Genomic DNA, 22,027 nt, shown 5'->3' on the forward strand with positions numbered 1-22,027 from the left:
CTCGTTTGACATAGCACCTGTGCATTCGCAGCGCGCTCAAGTTGAAAAGGTCTAGCGGACTATTCGCTTCGCACGAGCTTGCCGAGCGCTTGTACCACGTCGCCGGGGATCGTGCTGCGAATTGTGAGCGTGGGGCTTTGCGTCGTGACTTCGATCACCACGTTGCTTTCGCACTCCAATGGCTTCGGCTTCCAGCCGACGGTGTTTTCGCCGTTGACGTGCCGTTGAACCAGGTTGTTCCAATCTTGAATGGCCGCTGGGTCGAGCACTAACGTCCAGCCCGCGGGGTTGTCGACCGGCTGAGTTTGGGCGTCGGTGGCCTCCTTCAGCAGGCCATCGCGCAACGCGTCGGGCAGATCGCTGATCAGCACGTGCGTCTTGTCTACCGGTAGCACGTCGGCCACCATCAAACCGTTGCGGCCGTACATTTTGTCCATCACCTGCCGCACTTCGGGAACGTCCTCTTCACGAAACGCGCTCGGTAGATCGATCGAGTATCGTTTACCGCTGTGGTCACCCACGACCAGCGGCTTGCTCTCGAATACGAAGTCGATGTTTCGCCGCGACTTGTTGACCAGTTCGTTCCATTCGGTCATCGCGCCATCCACGACACTGAGAAACTCTTCAGAGTTGGTCACTTCCAGCAGCAAGGCGGAGTTGGACATCGATGGTGCGTCCTTTTCCGGCGTGATCGCCAACGCTCGCATGCTCTGGATCATGCCGCTTGCCTTCATAACCGTCTTGCGCAGGCTGTTGAACTCCGCGGTCGAGAAGTAAGTGATTCCCACGGCGTCCGATCCGGTCGAAGCGTGATCGACGTACATCTTCACCGCCGTTTCGACCCAGGGCGAATTCCAAGGTCCTTCGGCAATGGCAAAGTGACGCTGACCATCGACTTCCACTGCTGGCAGGGTTATTTGGGTGTCGGCAATCGTGGGTGGCTTTTCGGATAGGAGGTGAAGCTCGAGGTCGATGCTCTGCTGCTCACCGACATCGGCCGACAGCACCATGGTGTCGCAGCTCTTGCAGAGGTGAATAATCGGCGCGCGATAGAGCGTTAGCCGCTCTTCCCAATCGCTGATGCTAGTCCAGTTCATCTTGCGATTGGCGAGCATGCGTCGTCGGCTCGCCACGCGGTAGGGAGCTTCGGACCGGGAACTGGCGATTCTGCGCAGTTCGCTCACTCCCTGCGGTGGCACCGCAATGGTGACGAGAGTTTCCTCGTTCACCGCGTCGGTGATCTTGCTGGCAAATTTCTCGTCGAGCCGGCCGAGGTCGTTGACGTCTTCAATGGGATTGATGATCAGCGCCCACTTTCCACGCTGCGAGCCGATCAGTTCCTCGCCGGCTATCGTGAGCGGTGTGTACACGAGCCCCGCATCGCCATCGCCTGCCTGCACAAAGGCCTTGTAGTCGTTGACCGGCAGTAAGACGAATGGCGTGTAGTTGCGGGTGCCGAGCCGCAGCAAACCCACCGCGACGTCTCCGCCCATGTCCACTCCTTCGAGATCGGCGGCGATGTCGCCCACGGCCGGCATATCAATGCCAAACGTGGCTGCCAGCGGTTGGACCAGGTGGTCCAGGTGATCGAGCTGCGAGACGCGCACCGCCACCACTGTGTTGCGAGGCAACGTGTGCAGCACCGTTTCGGCCGACGCGGGTAGGCAGATCGACAAACAGGCGACCAAGCAGCCGAGGGCTGCAGTGTTCCAACGCCCGAGCATGGTTGGGGTCCTTCGAGGCAGAAGTTTGCGCTTGCACCTGGCTCCACGGATAGCGCCGCTGTCGGCAGTGCTATCTGAGCCCCCTTCCATCTTGCGCGATCGTCGCCAATCAGGCCAGCGCGATCTTTGCCGCAGCGACGAGGGCCGCAGCGGTAATGCCCCGATCTTCGTAAACTGCCTGGAATGGGGCGGAGGCACCAAAATCGTCCATTCCGATAAATGTGCCCGTCGTTCCGAGATAACGGTCCCAGCCCTGGCGGATACCGGCCTCGATGGCAACCCGCTTGGTAACCGCAGCCGGCAGGACACTTTCGCGATACTCCGCGTCCTGGGCTTCGAACAGTTCCATCGAAGGCATGCTTACCACCCGCACGGCGACGCCGTCGGCGGTGAGTTTCTCGTAAGCCTCCACGGCCAGCGACAACTCGCTTCCACTGGCCAGTAGGATGAGGTCCGGCTTGCCACCCGCCGCATCGGCCAGCACGTAGGCTCCCTTGGTAACGCCCTCGGCCGAGGCAAACTTATCGCGGCATAGCGTCGGCAGATTCTGTCGTGTAAGTACCAGCGCGGCGGGATGCTCGGTCTGCGAAATGGCGGTCTTCCACGCCTGCACGCATTCGTTGGCGTCGCCTGGACGGAGCACGATCAGGTGCGGGATGGCTCGGGCGGCGGCCAGTTGTTCAACCGGCTGGTGGGTCGGTCCGTCCTCGCCCACGCCGATGGAGTCGTGCGTGAACACGTACACCAGTGGCAGCTTCATGATCGAACTGAGTCGCATCGACGGCCGCAGGTAATCGCTGAACACGAAGAACGTGGCCACGTAGGCTCTCAAACCGGCCAACGACATGCCGTTGCCGGCCGCCGCCATGGCGTGTTCGCGGATACCGAAGTGCAGGTTGCGACCGCCGTAGTTCTCGGCCTCGAAGTCCTGCTCGCCCTTGATGTCCGTCAGGTTCGAAGGAGCGAGGTCGGCCGAGCCGCCGATCATCCAAGGCAGGTTCTTGGCCAGGGCGTTGAGCGCCTCGCCCGACGACTTACGGGTCGCCAGTCCCTTGGCATCGGCTTCGTACACCGGCAGGTCCTTGTCCCAGCCGTCCGGCAGGTCGCCGCTCCAGATGCATTTCAGCTCGTTGGCCAGATCGGAGTGCTTTTCGGCGTATTGGCCGAACAGCGTATTCCACTTCTCGTGGGCCTCGCTGCCCCGCTCGCCCATAGTCGCGGCGAAGTGCTCCATCACTCCGTCGGGCACCAGGAACTTCTCGTCTTCGGGCCAGCCGTACGCCTTCTTAGTGCCGGCGATTTCCTCGTCGCCCAGCGGAGCGCCGTGGGCGCCATGCGTGCCGGCCTTGGTGGGAGCACCATAACCGATCACGCTCTTGACGATGATCAGCGTGGGCGAATCGGTCGTCTTCTTGAAGCTCTCGATCGCCGCCGCGAGCGCCTTGAGGTCGTTGGCGTCGTCCACTCTCCGCACCGTCCAGCCCAGGCCCTCGAACCGCGTGGCGACGTCCTCGCTGAAGGCCAGGCTGGTGTCGCCTTCGATGGTGATGTTGTTGTCGTCGTAAATCCAACACACGTTGTCGAGCTTCAAATGCCCGGCGAGCGAGGCCGCTTCGCAGCATACGCCTTCCATCAGGTCGCCGTCACTGCACTGCACGTAGATGTTGTAGTCGAACAAGTCGAAGCCGGGCTGGTTGTACCGGGCGGCGAGCCACTTCTGGGCCATCGCCATGCCGACGCTATTCGCACAGCCTTGGCCCAAGGGGCCAGTGGTGGTTTCGACGCCGGCGGTGTGCTTCACTTCGGGGTGCCCCGGCGTGCGGCTGCCGAATTGCCGGAACTGCTTTAGCTCCTCCAGCGGCAACGAAGGTGCGTTGACGACGTTGCCATCGTGGTCGATGTCCTGAATGCCCGACAGGTGAATCATCGAGTACAGCAGCATCGATGCATGGCCGCACGACAACACGTAGCGATCGCGATTGGGCCACAGCGGGGCCGACGGGTCGTACCGCATGTGGTTGGCCCACACCTCGTAAGCGATCGGAGCCAGGGCCATGGGCGTACCGGGATGGCCGCTGTTGGCCGCCTGCACGGCGTCCATGCTCAGCGTGCGAATCGTGTTGATGGTGAGTTGTTCGATGGATTGCGTAGCGGTAGACATTGGGTACTAAGAGCGGGGCTAAGTGTTGGCCTGTATATGTTTTGCGACTAGTCTATCGCCCCTGCACGCAGAGTGTCAACGAAGCCCCCAAGCGGTGCACTCTCGGGGCGCAGCTTTGCAATCTCGTGGACCCCGGATGGCACTCTAGAATCGCCGCAGAGGCGGCAAAGTTGGAGTAGTTACTGCCCAAAAGCGGACTAACCGCAATCGATGCGGCGACCTTCCTTGTGGCTCTGCTGCGCGGCGATCACGATCGACATCGCGCGGTAGGCGTCTTCCAGGCTGGCTGATTTGAGCAGTAGGCTGGCCACCTGGCGGTGGAAGTGCAACAGCAGTTGCTCGCCCACCGGCCGCTCCGAATCGAGCGACTCCATGTGCTGGCCTGCCGAGTCGAACCACACCAGCGACGAGGGCAGGTCGACAAAGGCGATTCCTCGCTCGCAAACCACCTGCAGGTCGGCGGGGCGGCGGAACGCGGTGGCCTCCGACCAGGTGTGGCGGACATAACTGCCGCAGGCGATTTGAGCCTGCGGGCGGCTGTGCGCGTTTTCGGGCTTCTCGAAGTCAAGCAGCATTAGCAGATAGTCCTGGGCCGAACCGCCGGTGCTGCCGGGGTTGGCCATGCCCATGACCGATCGCGGCTCGGTGCCCACCAGGTAGCGGCACCAATCGACCATCTCCACGGTCTGCGGCATGTTCACATCGCCCGAGGCGCCGTTGAGCGCGTGGTTGCCGTTCTGCTGGTCGGCCGTGTGGCGGTGATTGCAGAACAGCAGTCGCGGCGGCCCCAGCTTGGTTGCCATGAGTTCCTGCAGGCGGAGCGTGGCAGGTGCCAGCCGGCACGGGAACTCGGCCATGAACGCAATGCCCGCCTCGCGGACCTGCTCGCGAAGTGCAGCCGCCTCCTGGGCATTCAGTTCCAGCGACGCCCCACAGTAAACTGCCTTGCCCGCTTCGCAGGCGGCGACGATTGGCAGCGACCCGAACCAGCGAGCCGAGAGCAGCAACACCGCGTCGACATCTTCGGCAAAGGCCACCTCGCGGAAGCTGTCGACCGATCGAGCACTGAGTTGCGTGGCGAGCTGCTGTGCCCGGTGGGAGACCGGATCGCAGACCGCGCGAACCTCGAAGCGGTCGCTCAGCGCACGCAAGGCGGGCATGTGCCGGCTAGCCCAATGGTTGCCGAGTCCGATCACTCCGAGCCGAAGTTTCAACGTCAATCCTCACGTTGGGCGACAAGAATACCGTCTGCCACCGACGTCCGATCCTTTCGGTGGTCCTGAGAAGTATACTCCACGGGTGAGCCGAATTGAATCGGCTTTCCGAAGCGGGTTCCGACAATTCGGCAAGGCTAGCGGTCGCCCTCGAGCAACGATTTGACCGCGTCGCTCTCGAGTTCCTGCTGAGCTTTGGTGAGATTGGGGTTCGCCGGCCCCAGCTTGCCCCGCCCTTTGCCTCCAGCGATACGGCTTTGGACGTCTTCGCGGGTCGCTTCGGACTCGAAGTCCCAAAACCGCTTGAGGGTCTCTGGCGGCAGCGGCTTGAGCGAACGAACCACTCGCATGCCGACGCCGGTGGTGGGGTAATCGGTATACCACCACGGGCTGAGCGGCGAGTTCGGGTCGCCCGACTTCCACAGCTCGTCATCGGAGTAGAAGCGAGAGGTGACCCGGCAATCCTCAGGCGCCGAGTCGTAAAAGCCACCACGCAACACGCGGGCTTCGTTCGACTTAGCCCAGTTCACCGCCTGGTCCCACGAGAGCACGTCGGCGTCGGGACGCTCGATTTCTTCGCTGAACTCGTCGATCACCCACTCCGCCACGTTGCCCAGCATGTCGTGCAGTCCCCAGGCGTTGGGCTTCAGTTCGCCCACGTTGTGCGTGCTCCAGTCGGAGCTGTCTTCGAACCAGGCGTACTCGCCCAGGTTGTCGGCCGTCACGCCCTCGGGGTACGCGGTCGTCGAGCCAGCTCGGGCGGCGTATTCCCACTCGGCTTCGGTCGGCAGGCGGTACTCCTGGCCGGTGGTTTTGCCGAGCCACTTGGTGAACTGCTTGGCCGCGTAGGGAGTCATCGTGGCAGCAGGCAGTTTCGGGTCTTCGCCGAATTCATACGTGGTGCCCGGATCGTACAACGGCGTCGGCGCGGTCACTCCGTCCACGTAGGTGGCATCCTGCTGGATGGCCGCTGCGATGGCCGGCGAGCTGGAGACCGCGTTCTTGGCGGCGGCCGCTTCGCTGGGGTTGGTGCTGGTCAAGCGGTTCTTGATGGACTGCAGTTTGACGAAATCGTCGTTCAGCTTCATGTACTTCCAATATGCTTCCCAGGTCAACTCGTGCTTGGCGATCCAGAAGGGAGGAAGCTCCACCTTTACCGCGTCGAGTTCGTACTCGCCGCGATCTTCGTCATCGGGCGAGCTGCCAAAGGTGAACACGCCGCCCGGCACGGGCACCATCTCGATCTTCACTTCGGTGCCCGGCAGGGTCTCGGTGTAGGGAACCATGTAGCCCCCTTCTACTTCGATCGCGGGACCCGACTCGGGCTTCTCGCTCACCACCCCGCGCGGCAATACGGAGTCCTTGGCGCCAGCGGAACCGATGAATGTCAAAGATGCTAGTAAGCAGGCAGCTAGACGCATTGGGTACCTCAGCGGGGTGGGGGCGAGGTGACTTGGCGGCTGAGAGCCGCGACTTTCACCTCGCATGGGGTGGGACACCTATTATCGTCTAGCCGCCAGGCGAGGTAAACACCTGTGCGGCTGCCAGCAACTCCTTCACTCGTTCCATCGGCAGGCCCACCACGTTCGACTCGCTCCCCTCCTGGATGTGAATCCAGCCCAGCCGATCCTGATAGCCAAAGGCCCCTGCTTTGCCCTCCCACCCGCCGGATTCCAGGTACTCTTCGATGGCTGCATCGTCGATGTCGTCCATCCGCAGGGAGGTAACCACCGCCTCGACCAGCGGAGAGTCGGCTTCTCCCTCCACCGGTAGACGCCACAGGCACAGGCCCGTAATCACCCGGTGGAGTTTGCCCCGCATCAGTTGGAGCATCTGCCGGGCGTGGTCTTCGTTGGCGGGTTTGCCGAGGATCTGGCCTTGGCACTCGGCCACCGTATCGGCAGCCAGCAGCAACAGGTCGTTCTCGCGGTTGCTGTGCATCAGTTGCTGGGCCACGTCGGTTGCCTTGCGAACCGCGTACTCGCGCACCAGTTCCACCGGCCCACCGGAACTGCACGCGCCGCACTCGGCGTTGGGGTCGGGACCTACCACGCGAAACGTGTAGCCAGCGTCGCGCATCAGCTCCTGGCGGCGGGGCGAGGTGCTCGCCAGGATCAGTTCGGGGGCGGGGCTTGGTGTACTCATAGGTTACAGGTCACAATTCAGTGGATTGTTGATTCGTTCGCCTGAGTAGCGTTGAAATTGTATGTCGCTCGATGTCTTGTACGAGGATAACCACCTTCTGGTGGTCAATAAACCGGCCGGCATTGCCACGATGGGCGTGCGGGACGATCGGCCTACCATGCTCTCGGTGGCCAAGGAGTACATCCGCACCAAGTACAACAAGCCGGGCAACGTCTACTTGGGCGTGGTCAGCCGGTTGGACGCTCCGGTCACGGGAGTGCTGCTCATCGCCCGCACTTCCAAGGCGGCCCGCCGGCTAACGGAGTCGTTCCGCAGCCGTTCGGTCGAGAAGTGCTACCTGGCGCTGGTCGAGGGCCACCCCAGCGAGTCGCAAGCGACTTTGGAGCACTACCTTCGCAAGGACGAGCGCCACCGCAAGATGCACACGACGTCCGCATCGGCGCCCGACGCCCAGCGGGCGGTGCTGCGTTATGAGGTGTTGAGCGAGCAAGCCGAAACCTCGCTGTTGCGTGTGGAGTTAGATACCGGGAGGAAGCATCAGATCCGAGTGCAGCTGGCAAAAATAGGACACGCCATCGTGGGCGACCGAAAGTATGGTTCCACGCGCGCGTTCCCTGAAGGCATCGCCTTACACAGCCACCGAATAGCGCTCGAGCATCCGGTGCGCAAAACGCCGCTGGAGGTGGTTGCGCCGCTGCCAGCGTACTGGCCGTCGGTCCAGCTTCCCTAATCGGCAACATTCGGGTAATACCTCGAAGCGTGTAAGTCTCTATGGTGTGGCAGTTTACGCCGAACCGGTGCGGCTAACTGAGTTGGCGCAGCAGGGATTCCCGCATTAGACTATGCACAGTGCATCTCGCACCTTTTCCCCACCTGCGCGCCCATGTCTTCTACGACCAAATCGATCCTGCTCGAAACGGCCCAAGCCAGTGGCTTGGTGACCGCCGAGCAATTGCATTTGGCCACCGTTTCGGCGTGCGACGCGGGCGATGAGCACACCGTTTCGATCAGCGAAGTCTCCGACGACGCGATTGGTCGGCGGCTGGTGGAACTCGAGTTCCTCAACCCTTGGCAGGTGGAGCAGCTCAAGCTGGGGCGGAGCAAATTCTCGCTGGGGCCATATCGCATCGTCGACGCCATTGGACGCGGTGGCATGGGGCATGTGTTCAAGGCCGAGCACGAGATCCTGGGGCGCATCGAAGCGGTGAAGGTGCTGCCGCGCCACAAGACCACTGCCGAGACGATCGACAAGTTTCGGCACGAGATCCGCATTCAGGCCCAACTCGATCATCCCAATTTGGTTCGAGTCCACTTTGCCGACCGCGAAGGCGACATCTACTACTTTGTCACCGAATTCGTGCCAGGCACCGATCTGCGTAAGCTGATCCGCCGGCTGGGGCCGGTCAGCTATCAAGCGGCCGCGCTCATTATGCAGCAGGCGGCCGAGGGGCTCGAACACGCTCATCGCCGCGGTTTGGTGCATCGCGACATCAAGCCGGGCAACCTGCTGGTCACGCCCGAGGCGGTCGTCAAGCTGATCGATCTCGGCCTGGCGTGGTACCTGGAAGCCGATATTCACGCGGCCAAACAGGGCGACCGTTTGAAGATCGTGGGCACCGCCGACTACCTGGCGCCCGAGACCATCCGCGATCCTGGCGTCATTGTGCCGGTGAGCGACATCTATTCGATGGGCTGCACGCTGTACTACGCGGTTACCGGCAAAGTGCCGTTCCCTGGTGGCAACCCGGCCGAAAAAATGCAGCGGCACCTGCACGAAGTGGCCCTGCCGCCCGAGCAACTGCAGCCCGATCTGCCACCGGAGTTTATTCAACTGGTGGCAGAGATGATGTCGAAGGATCCCAAGCAGCGTCCCCCATCGGCCGCGGCGGTCGCGCAGCGACTGCAGGCGTTCGCCACGGAGGAGGCCATTGCCGAAGTATCGCAGGCGGTGCGGACCATCCAGATGGAGCCGCGCGAAGCGCGTTCGGAGCGATCAGCCGCGCAGAGTCCGCATCTGCAAGATACGCTCACGTTCGACGATGACCCCTTGGCGGACCTCGACAGCGACGGCCGCAGCAGCTCGCAAGGCACCACGCCGATTCATTCCCCTACCGACGAAACGACACCCCAACAGACGCCCGCCTACGTGTCGCCTGCCACTGCGGAAGCGGATTCACTGGAAGCCGACAGCGGCATGAACCGTCTGGTGCTGGCCAGCATCGCGATCGCGAGCACGGCCGTCATTGCCATCGTCGGTTTCTGGCTGTGGGAAATGTGGGGTTAGGTATCTCGTCAAGCCGAAGATAATTCGTTTGACAGTGAACTATCCAATGCTCCGCAAGTTGCTGCTTGTCGCGTTCGTCGTTATCTTTCCACAAGCCAACGTTTCTGCCGCCGACTACGTTTGGATCGAAGGCGAGGACGCCACTCGGCAGCAAGTCAGCCCGCATGGTTGGTACAACAGCGTCAAGAAGGACGCGCTGTCGGGCGGTGAGTGGCTGTCGCACTTCGACGAGGGCCGTGAGGGAACCGCCGAGTTCGACTTCCAAGTCGAGCAAGCCGGCGAGTACACGTTCTGGTTGCGCGCCAATCCCGTGAAGGCCAAGCTCTCCTTTCGGCTGAATGACCAGCCGCAGCAGGAGGTCGATTTCCGTGGCGACTTGCGAGGGCAGATCAACATCGCCACGGACGACAAGCCCGATCTGCGGTTCATCGGGTGGGTGAAGGTCGGCAAGCTCGATCTCTCGCAGGGCGCGCACACACTTACCTTCCGAATGCACAGCGGGCCGCAGCACCATGGTGGCATCGACTGTTTGGTGCTCGCCCGCGGCACGTTTGTGCCAAGCGGCACGACCAAACCACTCGAAGATAGCGGCCCGGCGAAGCCCGACGAGTGGTTTCCGGTGATCATGGACATCGACCCGCTGTCGCCGAAGTCGGTAATCGACGTCAGCCACCTGATTGACACCCCCGCCGGCAAGCACGGCTTCCTGAAGCGTAGCCATGACACACTGCGATTCGAAAGAGCCAGCGAGCCCACCAAGTTCTGGGGCGTTGGCTCGCCACCGCACGGCAACACGCCGGAGGAGATGCAGCAGGCCGCGCGTTGGTTTCGCAAGCACGGCATCAACATGGTCCGCCAGCACACGATGATCGGCGCGGTAGGCTTGCTGAACGAGCGCGGCGAGTTTGACCGCGCGCGGCTCGATCGCTACGACCGCTGGTTCGCTGCGCTGAAGGAACAAGGAATCTACTCCACCTGGTCGGTCGTCTATCCCCATCACGGTGCGTTCCTGCGCCCGCAGGATCTCGACGCGGACCTGTTTGCCGAACTCGACGCGGAGGACAACTCCCGCGATGGCCGCCGGCAACCGATTGTCTCCAACGACTACATCAACCTCGACCGCCGCATTCAGGACGCCGCGTGGAAATACTTCGACAAGCTGCTGAATCACGTAAACCCCTACACCGGTTTGGCGTACAAGGACGATCCGGCGTTGGCGGTGCTCGAGGTGCAGAACGAAAGCAACGTGTTTTTCTTCACGCTCAACAGCTTGCTCGACCCGCAGCGCGCGCCGCGGCTGTCTCAGGAGATGCGGAAGCGATTCTACGAGTTCGCCAAGCAGAAGTACGGCAGCCAGCGGAAGGCCGAGAAAGCGTGGGGACGCGCGATGCCGGGCGACGACTGGCGTCGGGGCGAGTTGGCCCTGATGGGCGCGCATCACTGGGGGAGCGATGGACCGCAGTACGAGTACGCCGGGCAAGAACGCCGCTGCAGCGACTACATCGAGTTCCTCACTTCGGTGCAGCGTGAGTACTTCCAGCGCCGCATTCAGCAGATGCGCGACGCAGGCTTCCAAGGCGTGACCGTAACCACCGCCTGGAAGTCGGGCGGGCCGGCGGCCAGCCTGGCCAACCTGTATTGCGACACTGCGGGCGATAGCATCGACCGCCACAACTACTTTGGCGGCGGCGACGGTGGCCACCGCATCACCGTAGGCAAAGTGAACACCGACACGCACCTCGACCAACCGGGCCGCGGCTTGTTGGCGGTCGGCATGTTCCAGGTCGAAGACCGCCCGTTCTCCTACAGCGAGTGGTCGCACATGCCGCCCAACCCCTGGAAGGCCGAAGCCGCGCCGCTCGTTGCGTTCTACGGCATGGGACTGCAAGGTTGGGACGCGAGTTACCACTTCAATATGGGCGATCGCCGCATTGGCGATGGCTGGCCTGCGCAGAGCAAGTACATGTCGAACACGCCGCACTACATGGCCCAGTTTCCCGCATTGGCGTTCGCAGTGCACAACGGCCATGTCGAAGAGAGCGTGAGCATCGCACACCGAAGTGTCGACCTGGAGGATCTCTACACGGGGCGCGACCTGCTTGGGCAATCGCTCTCCGGCGGCGGGCACGATAACAAGCAGCTGGTTGGACGTGGAAACACGCCGCCTGAAACGCTGGCAGCCGGACGAGTGACGATCGCCTTCTACGACAAGTCGATTGGAGTGGGACCGCTCAACCTCCCCAACCGCATCTCCCATTCAGGCGAATGGAAGATGCTGCACGATGAGGAGAGCAAGACCATTCGCTCGTCCACCGGGCAATTGTCGTGGCGGTACGGCGACCGCGTCGTCGAAGTTCGTTCGCCGAAAACGCAGGGCGTGATCGGTTTCGCCAAAGACGAAGTCATCCGCCTGCCAGACGTGGCGGTGCGGACGACCACTCCGTTCGTCTCGCTACTGTTCACCCCGCTCGACGACCAGCCGCTGCGGCAGTCAAAACACATCCTGGTAACCGCCATGGCCCGCGACAAGCAAACCGGCAGCGAGTTCAACGAAGACTGGTCGCAACTGCTGACCGAAGGCCGCCCACCGCTGTTGATGGAACCGGTGCAAGCGATGATCCGCCTGGCGGGCGAGGCGCCCAGGAGCGTCACTCCGCTCGACCTATACGGCGTGCCTAAAGAGGAGTCGCTCACCGTCGGAGAAAACGGCACCTTCCAGATTGATGGGACGCATCGGACGTACTACTACGAAGTCGTGCGTTAGTGCCCGTTAATGCGCGTCGCCATCTCGAACCGACTCGAGAAGCGCCGCCAGTTCTTCAGCGACTTCCGGATGCGCACCCGCCACATTCTTGGTCTCTCCGATGTCGCTTTCCAAATTGTAAAGCTGCGCGGGCTGTTTGCCGGCCGGGGCGATGTACTTCCAGTTGCCGCGCAGGATGGCCAGTTGATTGCGGCTGCCGGAGTGTTCGACGATGTAGTCGCGGCCGGCCTGGCTTTCGCCTATCAGCACTTCCGAGAGGTCGGTGCTATCGGGCGCTGCGCCTTCGGGAAGTTCGTACACCTCCGCCAGCGGCGCGAGGGAGGCGATGAGGTCGACCTGGCTGATCATCGCCTGGCTGACGCCGGGCTGCACGCGGGCGGGCCAGTGGACGATCCACGGTACGCGGGTTCCGCCTTCGAACCGGCTGTACTTGCCGCCGCGGTAGGGACCAGCAGGCTGGTGGTCGCCCAACTTTTCTACCGCATCGTCTTTGTAGCCGTCGTCCAGCACCGGGCCGTTATCGCTGGTGACGAGGATCAGTGTGTCGTCGAGCTTTCCGGCAAATTCGAGCTGCTCCACGAGTTGCCCCACGCACCAGTCGAACTCCACCATTACATCGCCCCGCGGGCCGTGTGGTGTTTTGCCGACGAACTGCGGATTGGGTGCACGCGGTACATGAATCTGGTGGGCCGAATAGAACAAGAAGAACGGCTCGTCACCCCCTTCGGCGATGAACTTCCGCGCCCGCTCGGTCAGCACCTCGGCCATCGTTTCGTCGGTCCAGCGCGCCTCTTCGCCGCCAACCATGAACCCGATGCGGCCGATACCGTTGACGATCGAATTATTGTGCCCGCGTGACCAATCCATTTTCAGACTGTCGCGGTGCGTCACGCCGGTGGGCTGTCCGTCAGGGTTATTCCGAAAGACGTCCACCGGGTCATCGGGGTCGAGTCCCACGATGCGATGCCCGTCGACGTACACGCACGGCACGCGGTCGTTGGTGGTGGGCAGGATGAACGAACTATCGAAGCCGAGTTCCAACGGCCCGGGCTTGATGTCTCCCGACCAATCGGGCTTGGGTGGCGAGCCGAGTCCCAGGTGCCACTTGCCGACAATGCCGGTTCGATAGCCAGCGTCGTGCAAGACCGAGGCCAGCGTCGGCGTGCCAGGCTTGATGAGCGAAGAAGCGTTCGGCGGTGCGATCCCCGTGCCGGGCACGCGCCAGGCGTACTTGCCGGTTAGCAAGCTGTAGCGGCTGGGCGTGCAGGTGGCCGAAGTGCAGTAGCCCGAGGTGAATCGCAGGCCGTGCTCGGCGAGTTGATCGATGTTCGGCGTGGGAATCGATTCCGCGCCGTAGCAACCAATGTCTCCGTATCCAACATCGTCACCATAGATGAGCACGATATTGGGCGCCGCGGTACTTGGTGCAACGAAGACGCCTATCAGCAGCGTCCATATGCACAGCAATTCGAAAGGAAGTCGCATGGAGCTCTCGTCGTGTGGCCAAGCAAAGTGGATTCAGGTGTCCAGTGTACCAACTAAGACGCCATTCGGCCGAGTATTGTACCATTGGCGTTGTCAGCAAATCGCGGTTGAAACTTGACAAAACTCTGATCCAATGAGTGTGGCGTTATGTATGGGTGGCCCCGATGAGTAGGCGAGTAGGTTTTCCAGTTTGCCCTTCGCAGACTTGCCCCAAGAGTGCCCCCTAGCCGGCAACCTGTGTGTTGTCGGAAATCAGACAAAAATCTCCCAAGTTGGATTCCGATTCCCAAATATAGCGTGGGCTGCGATCGGGGGTTTTGTCCCCTTTAAAACATGCGGGGAACAACGTGGCAAGTTTTGTCGCACCCCCCGATTGGTTTAGTCGAGAAAACAAGGGAGTTTGCAATTTGGACGTGGGCAAAACGGTTGGGGTTTTGGGCCCATGGATCGTGAACTGGGGAACAACGAACAAAACGGGACACAACACCACTGCCTGCGCGGCAACGACGATGGCGACAACGACATCTTCGACTTCCAGATGTTCGTCGAGTTGTACGACACCACGCACCGCCGTGCCAGAACGTGCCACTTGGCTACTTGCCACGATGGCGGTGGTTGCTGCATTCCGATTCCGGTTTTGCTGAGTGTCTAGTGTAGAGACTCGGAATTTTCGGGCACTTATCCGCACTGGTGTAATCAAAGGGGCTTATCTGGCGCTAAAGTGGGGTGGCAGCCAGTAGGTCCCGTGGTTAGCCTTGTGATAAGCCGTGCTTGTGTGCGTGACGCTTAACTTTCGAACCACGATTCATTTCGGGAAACGCTATGCCAGGTATCCATCGCCGTGACTTCATTGCTGGTACTGCCGCAACCCTCGCGGTCTCTGCAACCGCGCGAGCTGCCGCCAACGAGGCCAACAACAAAGTCGTACTGGCTCTTATGGGAGCTCACAATCGTGGTTCGCAGTTGGCGAAGCGATTTGGCAAGGTGAAAGGCTTCGAGATCGCTTACGTGTGCGATCCCGACGAGCGGCAACTCGACAAGGGCATCGCTGCGGTCAAATCGGGTGGACAGAAGACGGCGGCCAAAGGGGTGCGCGATTTTCGCGAGGCTTTGGACGATGCGAACGTCGATGGGCTGATTTGCGCCGCGCCCAACCACTGGCACGCAGCGGCCACGATTACCGCCTGCGACGCGGGCAAGCATGTTTATGTGGAGAAGCCTTGCAGCCACACGGCCGAGGAAGGCGAGTTGATGATCGCAGCGGCCCAGAAGACCGGCAAAGTGGTGCAGGTGGGCATGCAACGCCGTAGTGGCCCGCTCTACCAGCAGATGGTGGAAAAGGTGCGCGGCGGAGCGATTGGCGAAGTGCTGATGGGCAAGTCCTACTACTACAACAATCGGCCCACGGTCGGTCACGCCGAGCCGGAAACCCCGCCTAGTTGGCTCGACTTCGACCTGTGGCAAGGCCCGGTGACTACGCAGCCGTTCCGCTCCAACATTTTGCACTACACCTGGCACAATTTTTGGCAGTGGGGCAACGGCGAGATCGGCAACAACGGGGTCCACACCATCGACATCTGTCGCTGGGCGATGGGCGTCGACTTCCCCACGAAGGTGAGCGTCCACGGCAGCAAGCTGCGCTACGACGACGATCAAGAAACTCCCGACACGATGAACGCGAGTTTCGAGTGCGGCGACAAGCTGATCACTTGGGAGGGCGTCAGTTGGTCCGATCCTTACCAGACCGGCAATCAGATCGGCATCGAGCTACGCGGAACCGACGGCACCTTGTTCGTCAACGACGCCGGCATGACGGTCTACGATCTTGATCGCAAGCCGGTCGATAAGCTCGAAGGCAGTCGTGGCGACTACGAGCACATCAAAGACTTTCTTTCTTGCATTCGGGATGGCGGCACGACGAATGCCAATCTTGACGAAGGACACCGCAGCGTGATGTTGTGCCACCTGGCAAACATCGCCTACCGCACCGGGCAGTCGCTCGACGTCGACCCCAAGACGGGCCATCTCGTCGGCGCCACGGGCAAAGACCTGTGGCAGTGCGAGTATCGCGACAAATGGATGCCGAAGTTGTAAGCGGCTTGCGACTCACGCCTCGTACCGCTGAGCGCCGGCCAGCAGTGCAGGGGCGATGTCTTGCTGGACGAATTCGTTCACCCAGGTGGAAGTGGCCGATCTATCGGCAAAGTGCTGGAATAGCGCACAGAAGAACTGGTCGGGTACGTGCGATCGCCGCTGGAAGTCGAGCACCTCTCGCCGCCACATTTGGTTGTAGCACTTCTGAGCGAACTTGGCGTTCAACGGAAACCAAAGTTTCTGATCGACCACAGGACGAAGGTAATACAGCACAAGTACTGCCACACCAACAATACCCAGAATCATCACCAGCACCGCAACGAACGCTAGTGTGTCTTGGTTCGCCTGCTCCATCGAGGTGGAGACGCCAGCGTAGATTGAAATGACGATCAGGGAGCCAATTAGTACCCCCACTGCCAGGGCGACCCATCGGGCAAACAAAGCCAGGGACCACGTCACGCCGGTCAACGAGTTGTTGCACTCCTTTTCCAGTCGGGCGAGCAGTGCGGCGCCGCGGCTCACCCAGACTTCCTGGTTGACCTCGGTCTCCTGCTTGAACGACTGTCGTTCCGCCACGTCATGCGAAGCCCACGCCCAGATGGGGTAGAACTTGTGCAGTAGCTCGCTTTGTTCCACCGGAAACTCATCCATCAACGCATCGCCAGCCGAGAGTAGTTCCATCTGCGCGGCGACCATTGAGTGATCGCCGACCTCCTGCGACTCGCTGAAGTAGTCCTTGAGGGCCGCGTCCATGCGGCTACGCAGCGGTGAGCCGGCGGCGAACTGCCGACGTACCAGCAGGTACTCGCGGGCGAGGCCAAGCAGTTCGACGTCCCACTCCAACCAGGGTGGAATGTTGCTGAAGTTCTCCTCGATAAAGCGAAGCTGCGCGGCCGACCAGCCATTGAGCTGTTCGTCGCGCCACAAGGCGCTCTTCAGCGTGTGAATCAGGAAGGCCATCCTCCCCACGATATGCGAGTCGCGCAGTTCTCTTTCGCAGCGATCGTAGGTTGCGGTGAACTGGTTGAAGTTGCACTCGCGCATCACCGTTTGCCAGGCGGGCTCGGTGAGTGGATAGAACTCGTCGGTCCGAACCGCCTTGGCCACCGCCGGTAGTATCTTCAGCAGCAACTTGGCCTGCTGCGGACCGCGGAAGTAATCGTGCAGCAACTGCTTGAGCGCCCCGTCGCGTCGGTGGGTTGCGATGCCCTCGATGAGCCACTTGACGAATCCTGTTGGCGACTTCTCGACCACATCCGATAGCAACGCCAGGGCGTAAAAGTCGTAGGGCGACTTGTTTTCCCGCTGCTTGAGTTCTTGAAACAGCGCGGCGGGCGACTCGGTCTTGAGCCGCTCGGCTAGCGTGGGTTCCAATTTCTGTGGCGTGGCCGCATCCGCAGGCCCGCTCTCGTCGGTCTTCCAATCCTGCGGTGTCGGCACTCGCTGCGGCGCTGCGCCGCCGTGGTAGCGAAGCTGCTCGTCCAGTTGTTCGTACGCCGCGCGGATCTTCTGAAACTCGGCGGGGAACTTCTCTGGTTTGTAGACGCGCAGCAGCCGATTGTAAGCACGCTTCAGGTCCTTGCGATCAAATCCATCCGCCAGCGCAAAGAACCGGATCGGATCTTGAGGCAAAAGGTCCCAGTTGGGATTGTCAGCCGTGTCGGCCATGGCTTCGTGCGATGCAGATAGAGACGTTCAGGGACCTGGCAGGCCGGGGCTGGTCGAGTAGGGGCGGGGAAAGTTCGGACGCGAACGGTTGGAACCAGGCGGGCTGGGAGTCGGCACGTTCGGTGGCCGAGGATACTCGGGCGGCGTGTAACGCTGCCGATTGCTCCTGTGTTCTTCGAGGATCTTGTCCATCCTCGCGCGGGCGTCCTCTATCGACTTGCGGTGTTCTTTGAAGGGGTCTTCCACCTCCCAAACCTCGCGGTCGGGTGGGCCAGTTCGAAACTGTTCCGGCTGAGTTTGGCGGCCTGGCCGATAAGTGTCCTCGAACGTGTCCGGAATCTCGACACGAGGAGGCGTGTAAACAGGCTCCGTGTACGACGAACGCGATTTGGACGACGAACTGCTCTCGTTGGCGATGTGGGCGCAGCCACGAATGACCGGGAGAACAAGCAGGAACAGCCACCAAGGCCAACCGTTGCTCGAGCGTTCGGTCGTAGCCGCTTGGCCCGGTGCAGCGGCCACCGCGTGTTTGCGGGCGGAGTAGCGAAGCAGGGAGTCGAGCCAGTCGGACTCCAGCGCGTATAGCTCAGGTAGCTCCGTCTTGAGCAGACGAATCATCGCCTGGCCGTGGCGACGGTTGTGTCGATGGCGAAAACTGGCGAGCACTTGCTCTCGAAGCACAGCCACGTCGCGCGACGGTGAAACCAGAATCTTCTTGAGCACGCTGAAGAAGTCGCCATCAAACCGGCGATCGCTTGCCAAAGCTGGCAACTTTCCGCGACTCTGCAATACGACTGTCAGTCGTCTTGCGAGTGCAGCCAACTCGGGGAACTCTTGGACAGGAAGCTGCCGGATACGGCCCAGCAGTTGATCCACCGGGCCAGTGAAGCAAGCTTGCCGGATCTGCTCCAACTGATCGCGTACCTTCTGCCGTTCTCCAGCCGAGGGAGCGTTGGCCGACTTGGTCTTCTGTTTGGCTTCGAGGCGAAACGCTTTCGCTCGCGAGCGAACAATATCGCCGCTCTCGTTAATTGGATTGCGAGCAAGTTGCTTGGTCAAATAGTCGACCACTTGCGGCGAGGCGCTACTCATCGCTCGGCTCCTGGGCGGTGTCGGGATCGATGCCAAGCATCGACAACACTTCCTCCAAAGTGCTGCGCGCCGCTTCCACGGTTTCACGGTCGCCGGTGCTCATGGCTTGCTCGAACATGTCGATCGCCACCTCGAATTGCTCACGCTGGTAGGGGCTCACTTCGCCCACCATCCGCTCGGCAAAGCGGAGCAGTCGCTGGTTGGCCATGTCTTCGCGCGGGTAGTACTTCAGGCCCTGCATCTTGGCGACCGCCTCTTCCAACTCCGTGTCGGTCAGATCCGCGGCGTGCTGCGTAACGACAGTGCGGAACTTGTTCTCGGTGCTGCCCACGTAGGCTTCCACCTCGAGGATGCCGTTCAGGTCGTAGGTGAAGCGGATGAACACATCCTGCCCCGCCGGCCCACGTGGTACGCCTGTGACGCGGAGTTCGCCGATCTTCAGGTTGTTTTCGACCTTGCGATTCTCGCCTTGATACACGTCGACCTGCACCTCTTGCTGGTTCGGCACCATGGTGCTGAAGACGTGCTCCTTCGAGACGGGAATCGTGGTGTTGCGATGGATGATCGGCACGAAGTAACCGGAGCGGACCTGTCCGCCCATGTCCTTGGCGGTGTCGATGCCCAACGTGAACGGGCAGACATCGGTCATCACCATGTCGTCCACGGCGCGATTGTCGGCAATGAGCGCCGCCTGCACGGCCGCACCCATGCAGACCACTTCGTCGGGGTTGTAGGTTGCCTCGGGCTCAGTGCCGAAGTAGTCGCGGACGAAATCGACCAGCGGCAGCATTCGCGTTGCCCCGCCCACCAGAATCACATCGTCGACCTCGGACGAATCGGTGCGCCCATCGCGAAGTGCTTTTCCGATCGGTCCCGCGATGCGATCGAGCAGCGGCTTGACCGCCTTGGAGAAGGTCTCGCGATTGATCTTCACCATCTTGGCCTTCTCGGGCAACGTCCCATCGTCTTCCGGCAGGGTCACAGCGACTTCCGCCTCGTTGCTTAGTTGCCGTTTGGCGTCCTCGCATTGCTGACGGAGCCTGGCCACGCGGAGCGGCTGTTGCAACTCTGCCAGCTCGAAGTTGATGCCCTGCTGTTTTAAGATCACCGAGACCAATCGATTGGTGAAGTCCTCGCCGCCCAGGAAGCTCTCGCCAGAAGTGGAGATGATCTCGAGCGTGCCTTCGAACACTTCCATCAGCGTCACGTCGAAGGTGCCTCCGCCGAGGTCGACAACGATCAGCTTCTTCTCCGCTTGGCGGTCGTGGAAGCCGTAGGTCAGCGCGGCGGCCGTTGGTTCGTTGATGATGCGGCGGACCTTCAGTCCTGCCAGTTCCCCCGCCACCTTGGTCGCCTTGCGTTGGTTGTCGTTGAAGTACGCCGGCACAGTGATCACCGCATCGGTGACTTCCTCGGCAAGGAACTTCTCCGCGTCGCTCTTCAGGGCCTTGAGCACCAGGCTCGAGAGTTCTGGGGCCGAGAATGCTTGCCCGGCGAGTTCCACACGCGAGTCGCTGCCCATCAGACGCTTGAAGGTCGACGCGCACCGCTCGGGTTGTGTGACGCGCAGTTCGCGGGCTGCCTCGCCTACGAGGACCTGGCCATCTTCCAGTATGCCAACGACCGACGGCGTGAGCATTCGCCCCAGTGCGTTGGGTATTAATCGCGGTTTGTCGCCCAGGAACACGCCGCAAAGCGAGTTGGTTGTTCCCAGGTCGATACCGATAATATGAGACATGAAATTCCCGTTGATTTCCTGTTGGCCGGCATCGAAGCCGTTCCGGCAGGCCCATTGTAAACGTTGAGGGCGGGGCGTACCACTGAATCGACCGCCGAATGGTGCGCGAAGTTCGCCCAGTACTCAACGCCCGTATGGTTCTGCTATTTTGGGGGAGTTGCGTATCCGTGAATCAAGGTCCGACCGCCCATGTTGCTCAAGTTTCTCACCTATAACATCCACAAGGGCATTGGCGGCGTGGACCGCAAGTATCGGCTCGAGCGGATTATGGACGTGCTTCGGCATCACGATCCCGATATCGCCTTGTTGCAGGAGGTGGACGACGGGGTGCCGCGTTCGCGGGGCGATTGTCAGATCGACTTGCTTCGAGAGGAATTGGGCTACGCCGACAGTGCGTTTCAAGCCAATGTTCGCCTGCGCAGAGGGCACTACGGAAACGCAATTCTCAGTCGGTTCCCGCTCAGCCATCAGACCGATATCGACTTGACCATTGGGCCCAAGAAGCGAAGACGTGCGTTGGTGGCTCACGCGCGACTCGCGGACCAGAACCATACGCGCACGCTGGTTGTTGCGAACTTGCATTTGGGACTTGCCGACTTCGAGCGGCGCATGCAACTCCGGAGGCTGCTAAAGCACGATGCTATCGCGCATCACCACTCCACGACGCCCATGCTGGTGGGTGGCGACTTCAACGACGTGTGGGGCAGGATGGGCAAGCGGATCATGCACCCAGGCGGATTCCATTCGGCGACTGGCAAGGTTCGCACGTTCCCCGCCCGACTGCCGCTCCGCGCGCTCGACGCCATTTACTACCGCGGCGACGTGGAACTCGACCATGCGTTCGCGGGGCATACGCAGCTGTGCCGCGAGGCGTCCGATCACCGCCCGCTTGTCGCTCACCTGCACGTGCAGGTGAGTTGAGAAGATAGCTCAGGCGTTCTCTTGCATCTGCTGGTCGATCCAGCCTTCCAGTTCCGCCAGGTCGACCGGCGGCACGTCGCACAGATCGGGACGCAATCGCTCCGCCTTGCGATGATACACGTGGTGCACATCCGACTGAGCCTTGTCGGTGTTCCAGTGAATGAGCACCCGAATGCACTTCTCGAGCGATCCGGGCACGTAGATCTCGTGGCCGCACAGCAGTGGGACATCGCACCAACCAAGTTGCCGCGCCGCTAGCGCCGGAAACTCCGCATCCAGGTCGACCGTGGTCGTGAAGAAGGCGCTAGCCACGTCCTGCTTGTCGATTTCGTTGTGCCGAATGATCAGCGCAAGCAACTCGCGAGTCGCGCGGAGGATTTCCTCGCGATCATTGTTTTCGACGGTAGTAGCGCCTCGTACGCCGCGGCACTGCATACAAAACCTGGATTGAATAGTGGGATCTTGGGGCCAAAAGACAAGGTGGTCATGTTACCCCAATTCGCCCCGTCTTGATAGCACCTCGCCGGCGGGGAGCCGTGGAACGCTGTAACTGTTGCTTGTGCGTAACCGCACATGTGCGACCGTGCCAGGGTGTTTGTTTCGTCCGTTGCGGGGTTCAACACAGAGTGTCTTCGCAAAAATCAGAAGGTTCCCTACCGGTTCGTGGATTGTTCCGCTGAGGGTGCAGTTTGGCACGGATGGTGCTTAGAGAGCTTCCAGCCCATCCATTAGTTACT

Annotated in this window: 16 protein-coding genes; 6 read left to right on the plus strand and 10 right to left on the minus strand. The window is 61.3% G+C overall.

Annotation, left to right across the window (positions count from 1 at the left end; all coding sequences use genetic code 11):
• Positions 1-59 precede the first annotated feature (59 nt).
• The 5 genes from ACQK2L_RS20550 to ACQK2L_RS20570 form a co-directional block, all read right to left on the minus strand.
• Positions 60-1,724: a hypothetical protein gene (locus ACQK2L_RS20550; protein ID WP_425398920.1), complete on the minus strand. Its 1,665-nt coding sequence runs from the start codon at positions 1,722-1,724 to the stop codon at positions 60-62.
• A 109-nt stretch (positions 1,725-1,833) separates the two neighbouring features.
• On the minus strand, positions 1,834-3,885 hold the full coding sequence (gene tkt, locus ACQK2L_RS20555; RefSeq protein WP_425398921.1) for a transketolase: 2,052 nt from the start codon (positions 3,883-3,885) through the stop codon (positions 1,834-1,836).
• A gap of 197 nt (positions 3,886-4,082) precedes the next feature.
• Entirely contained in the window at positions 4,083-5,099 is a 1,017-nt protein-coding gene (locus ACQK2L_RS20560) for a Gfo/Idh/MocA family protein (RefSeq protein WP_425398922.1), read from the minus strand.
• A gap of 137 nt (positions 5,100-5,236) precedes the next feature.
• Positions 5,237-6,520 (minus strand): formylglycine-generating enzyme family protein, encoded by a 1,284-nt coding sequence (locus ACQK2L_RS20565; protein WP_425398923.1) that lies wholly within the window; start codon positions 6,518-6,520, stop codon positions 5,237-5,239.
• An 88-nt stretch (positions 6,521-6,608) separates the two neighbouring features.
• Positions 6,609-7,244: a Maf family protein gene (locus ACQK2L_RS20570; protein WP_425398924.1), complete on the minus strand. Its 636-nt coding sequence runs from the start codon at positions 7,242-7,244 to the stop codon at positions 6,609-6,611.
• 61 nt (positions 7,245-7,305) lie between these two features.
• Here ACQK2L_RS20570 and ACQK2L_RS20575 point away from each other — a divergent pair, with 61 nt between their 5' ends.
• The 3 genes from ACQK2L_RS20575 (at position 7,306) to ACQK2L_RS20585 (ending at position 12,292) form a co-directional block, all read left to right on the plus strand.
• Complete coding sequence (locus ACQK2L_RS20575) at positions 7,306-7,974, plus strand: RluA family pseudouridine synthase (protein WP_425398925.1); 669 nt, start codon at positions 7,306-7,308, stop codon at positions 7,972-7,974.
• Positions 7,975-8,127: 153 nt separating this feature from the next.
• Positions 8,128-9,528 (plus strand): serine/threonine-protein kinase, encoded by a 1,401-nt coding sequence (locus tag ACQK2L_RS20580; RefSeq protein ID WP_425398926.1) that lies wholly within the window; start codon positions 8,128-8,130, stop codon positions 9,526-9,528.
• Positions 9,529-9,574: 46 nt separating this feature from the next.
• Positions 9,575-12,292, plus strand: coding sequence for a hypothetical protein (locus ACQK2L_RS20585; protein ID WP_425398927.1), 2,718 nt, complete (start codon positions 9,575-9,577; stop codon positions 12,290-12,292).
• Positions 12,293-12,298: 6 nt separating this feature from the next.
• Here the strand turns inward: ACQK2L_RS20585 and ACQK2L_RS20590 are convergent, their stop codons facing one another.
• Positions 12,299-13,777 (minus strand): sulfatase family protein, encoded by a 1,479-nt coding sequence (locus ACQK2L_RS20590; RefSeq protein ID WP_425398928.1) that lies wholly within the window; start codon positions 13,775-13,777, stop codon positions 12,299-12,301.
• Between the two features lie 442 nt (positions 13,778-14,219).
• Here ACQK2L_RS20590 and ACQK2L_RS20595 point away from each other — a divergent pair, with 442 nt between their 5' ends.
• Complete coding sequence (locus ACQK2L_RS20595) at positions 14,220-14,429, plus strand: hypothetical protein (RefSeq protein ID WP_425398929.1); 210 nt, start codon at positions 14,220-14,222, stop codon at positions 14,427-14,429.
• 170 nt (positions 14,430-14,599) lie between these two features.
• The gene (locus ACQK2L_RS20600; RefSeq protein WP_425398930.1) at positions 14,600-15,871 is read left to right on the plus strand and encodes a Gfo/Idh/MocA family protein; all 1,272 of its coding nucleotides are present in this window, start codon (positions 14,600-14,602) and stop codon (positions 15,869-15,871) included.
• 12 nt (positions 15,872-15,883) lie between these two features.
• On the opposite strand, the gene ACQK2L_RS20605 is transcribed toward ACQK2L_RS20600, so the two are convergent.
• The 3 genes from ACQK2L_RS20605 to ACQK2L_RS20615 are packed head-to-tail and all read right to left on the minus strand — an operon-like array spanning position 15,884 to position 20,369.
• A complete protein-coding gene (locus ACQK2L_RS20605; protein WP_425398931.1) occupies positions 15,884-17,539 on the minus strand; it encodes a J domain-containing protein in 1,656 nt (551 codons plus the stop codon).
• Between the two features lie 27 nt (positions 17,540-17,566).
• Positions 17,567-18,631 carry a hypothetical protein gene (locus ACQK2L_RS20610; RefSeq protein WP_425398932.1) on the minus strand — a complete coding sequence of 355 codons (1,065 nt, stop codon included), beginning with the start codon at positions 18,629-18,631 and terminating at the stop codon, positions 17,567-17,569.
• Entirely contained in the window at positions 18,624-20,369 is a 1,746-nt protein-coding gene (locus ACQK2L_RS20615; RefSeq protein WP_425398933.1) for an Hsp70 family protein, read from the minus strand. Before ACQK2L_RS20615 ends, ACQK2L_RS20610 begins: the two co-directional genes overlap by 8 nt.
• A 189-nt stretch (positions 20,370-20,558) precedes the next feature.
• Between ACQK2L_RS20615 and ACQK2L_RS20620 the strand changes: the two genes are divergently transcribed.
• Positions 20,559-21,290: an endonuclease/exonuclease/phosphatase family protein gene (locus tag ACQK2L_RS20620; RefSeq protein ID WP_425398934.1), complete on the plus strand. Its 732-nt coding sequence runs from the start codon at positions 20,559-20,561 to the stop codon at positions 21,288-21,290.
• Between the two features lie 9 nt (positions 21,291-21,299).
• Here the strand turns inward: ACQK2L_RS20620 and aroH are convergent, their stop codons facing one another.
• The gene (gene aroH / locus ACQK2L_RS20625) at positions 21,300-21,725 is read right to left on the minus strand and encodes a chorismate mutase (RefSeq protein WP_425398935.1); all 426 of its coding nucleotides are present in this window, start codon (positions 21,723-21,725) and stop codon (positions 21,300-21,302) included.
• Between the last annotated feature and the right edge of the window lie 302 nt (positions 21,726-22,027).

It is taken from the genome of Aeoliella sp., assembly GCF_965227375.1.
Classification (GTDB): domain Bacteria; phylum Planctomycetota; class Planctomycetia; order Pirellulales; family Lacipirellulaceae; genus Aeoliella.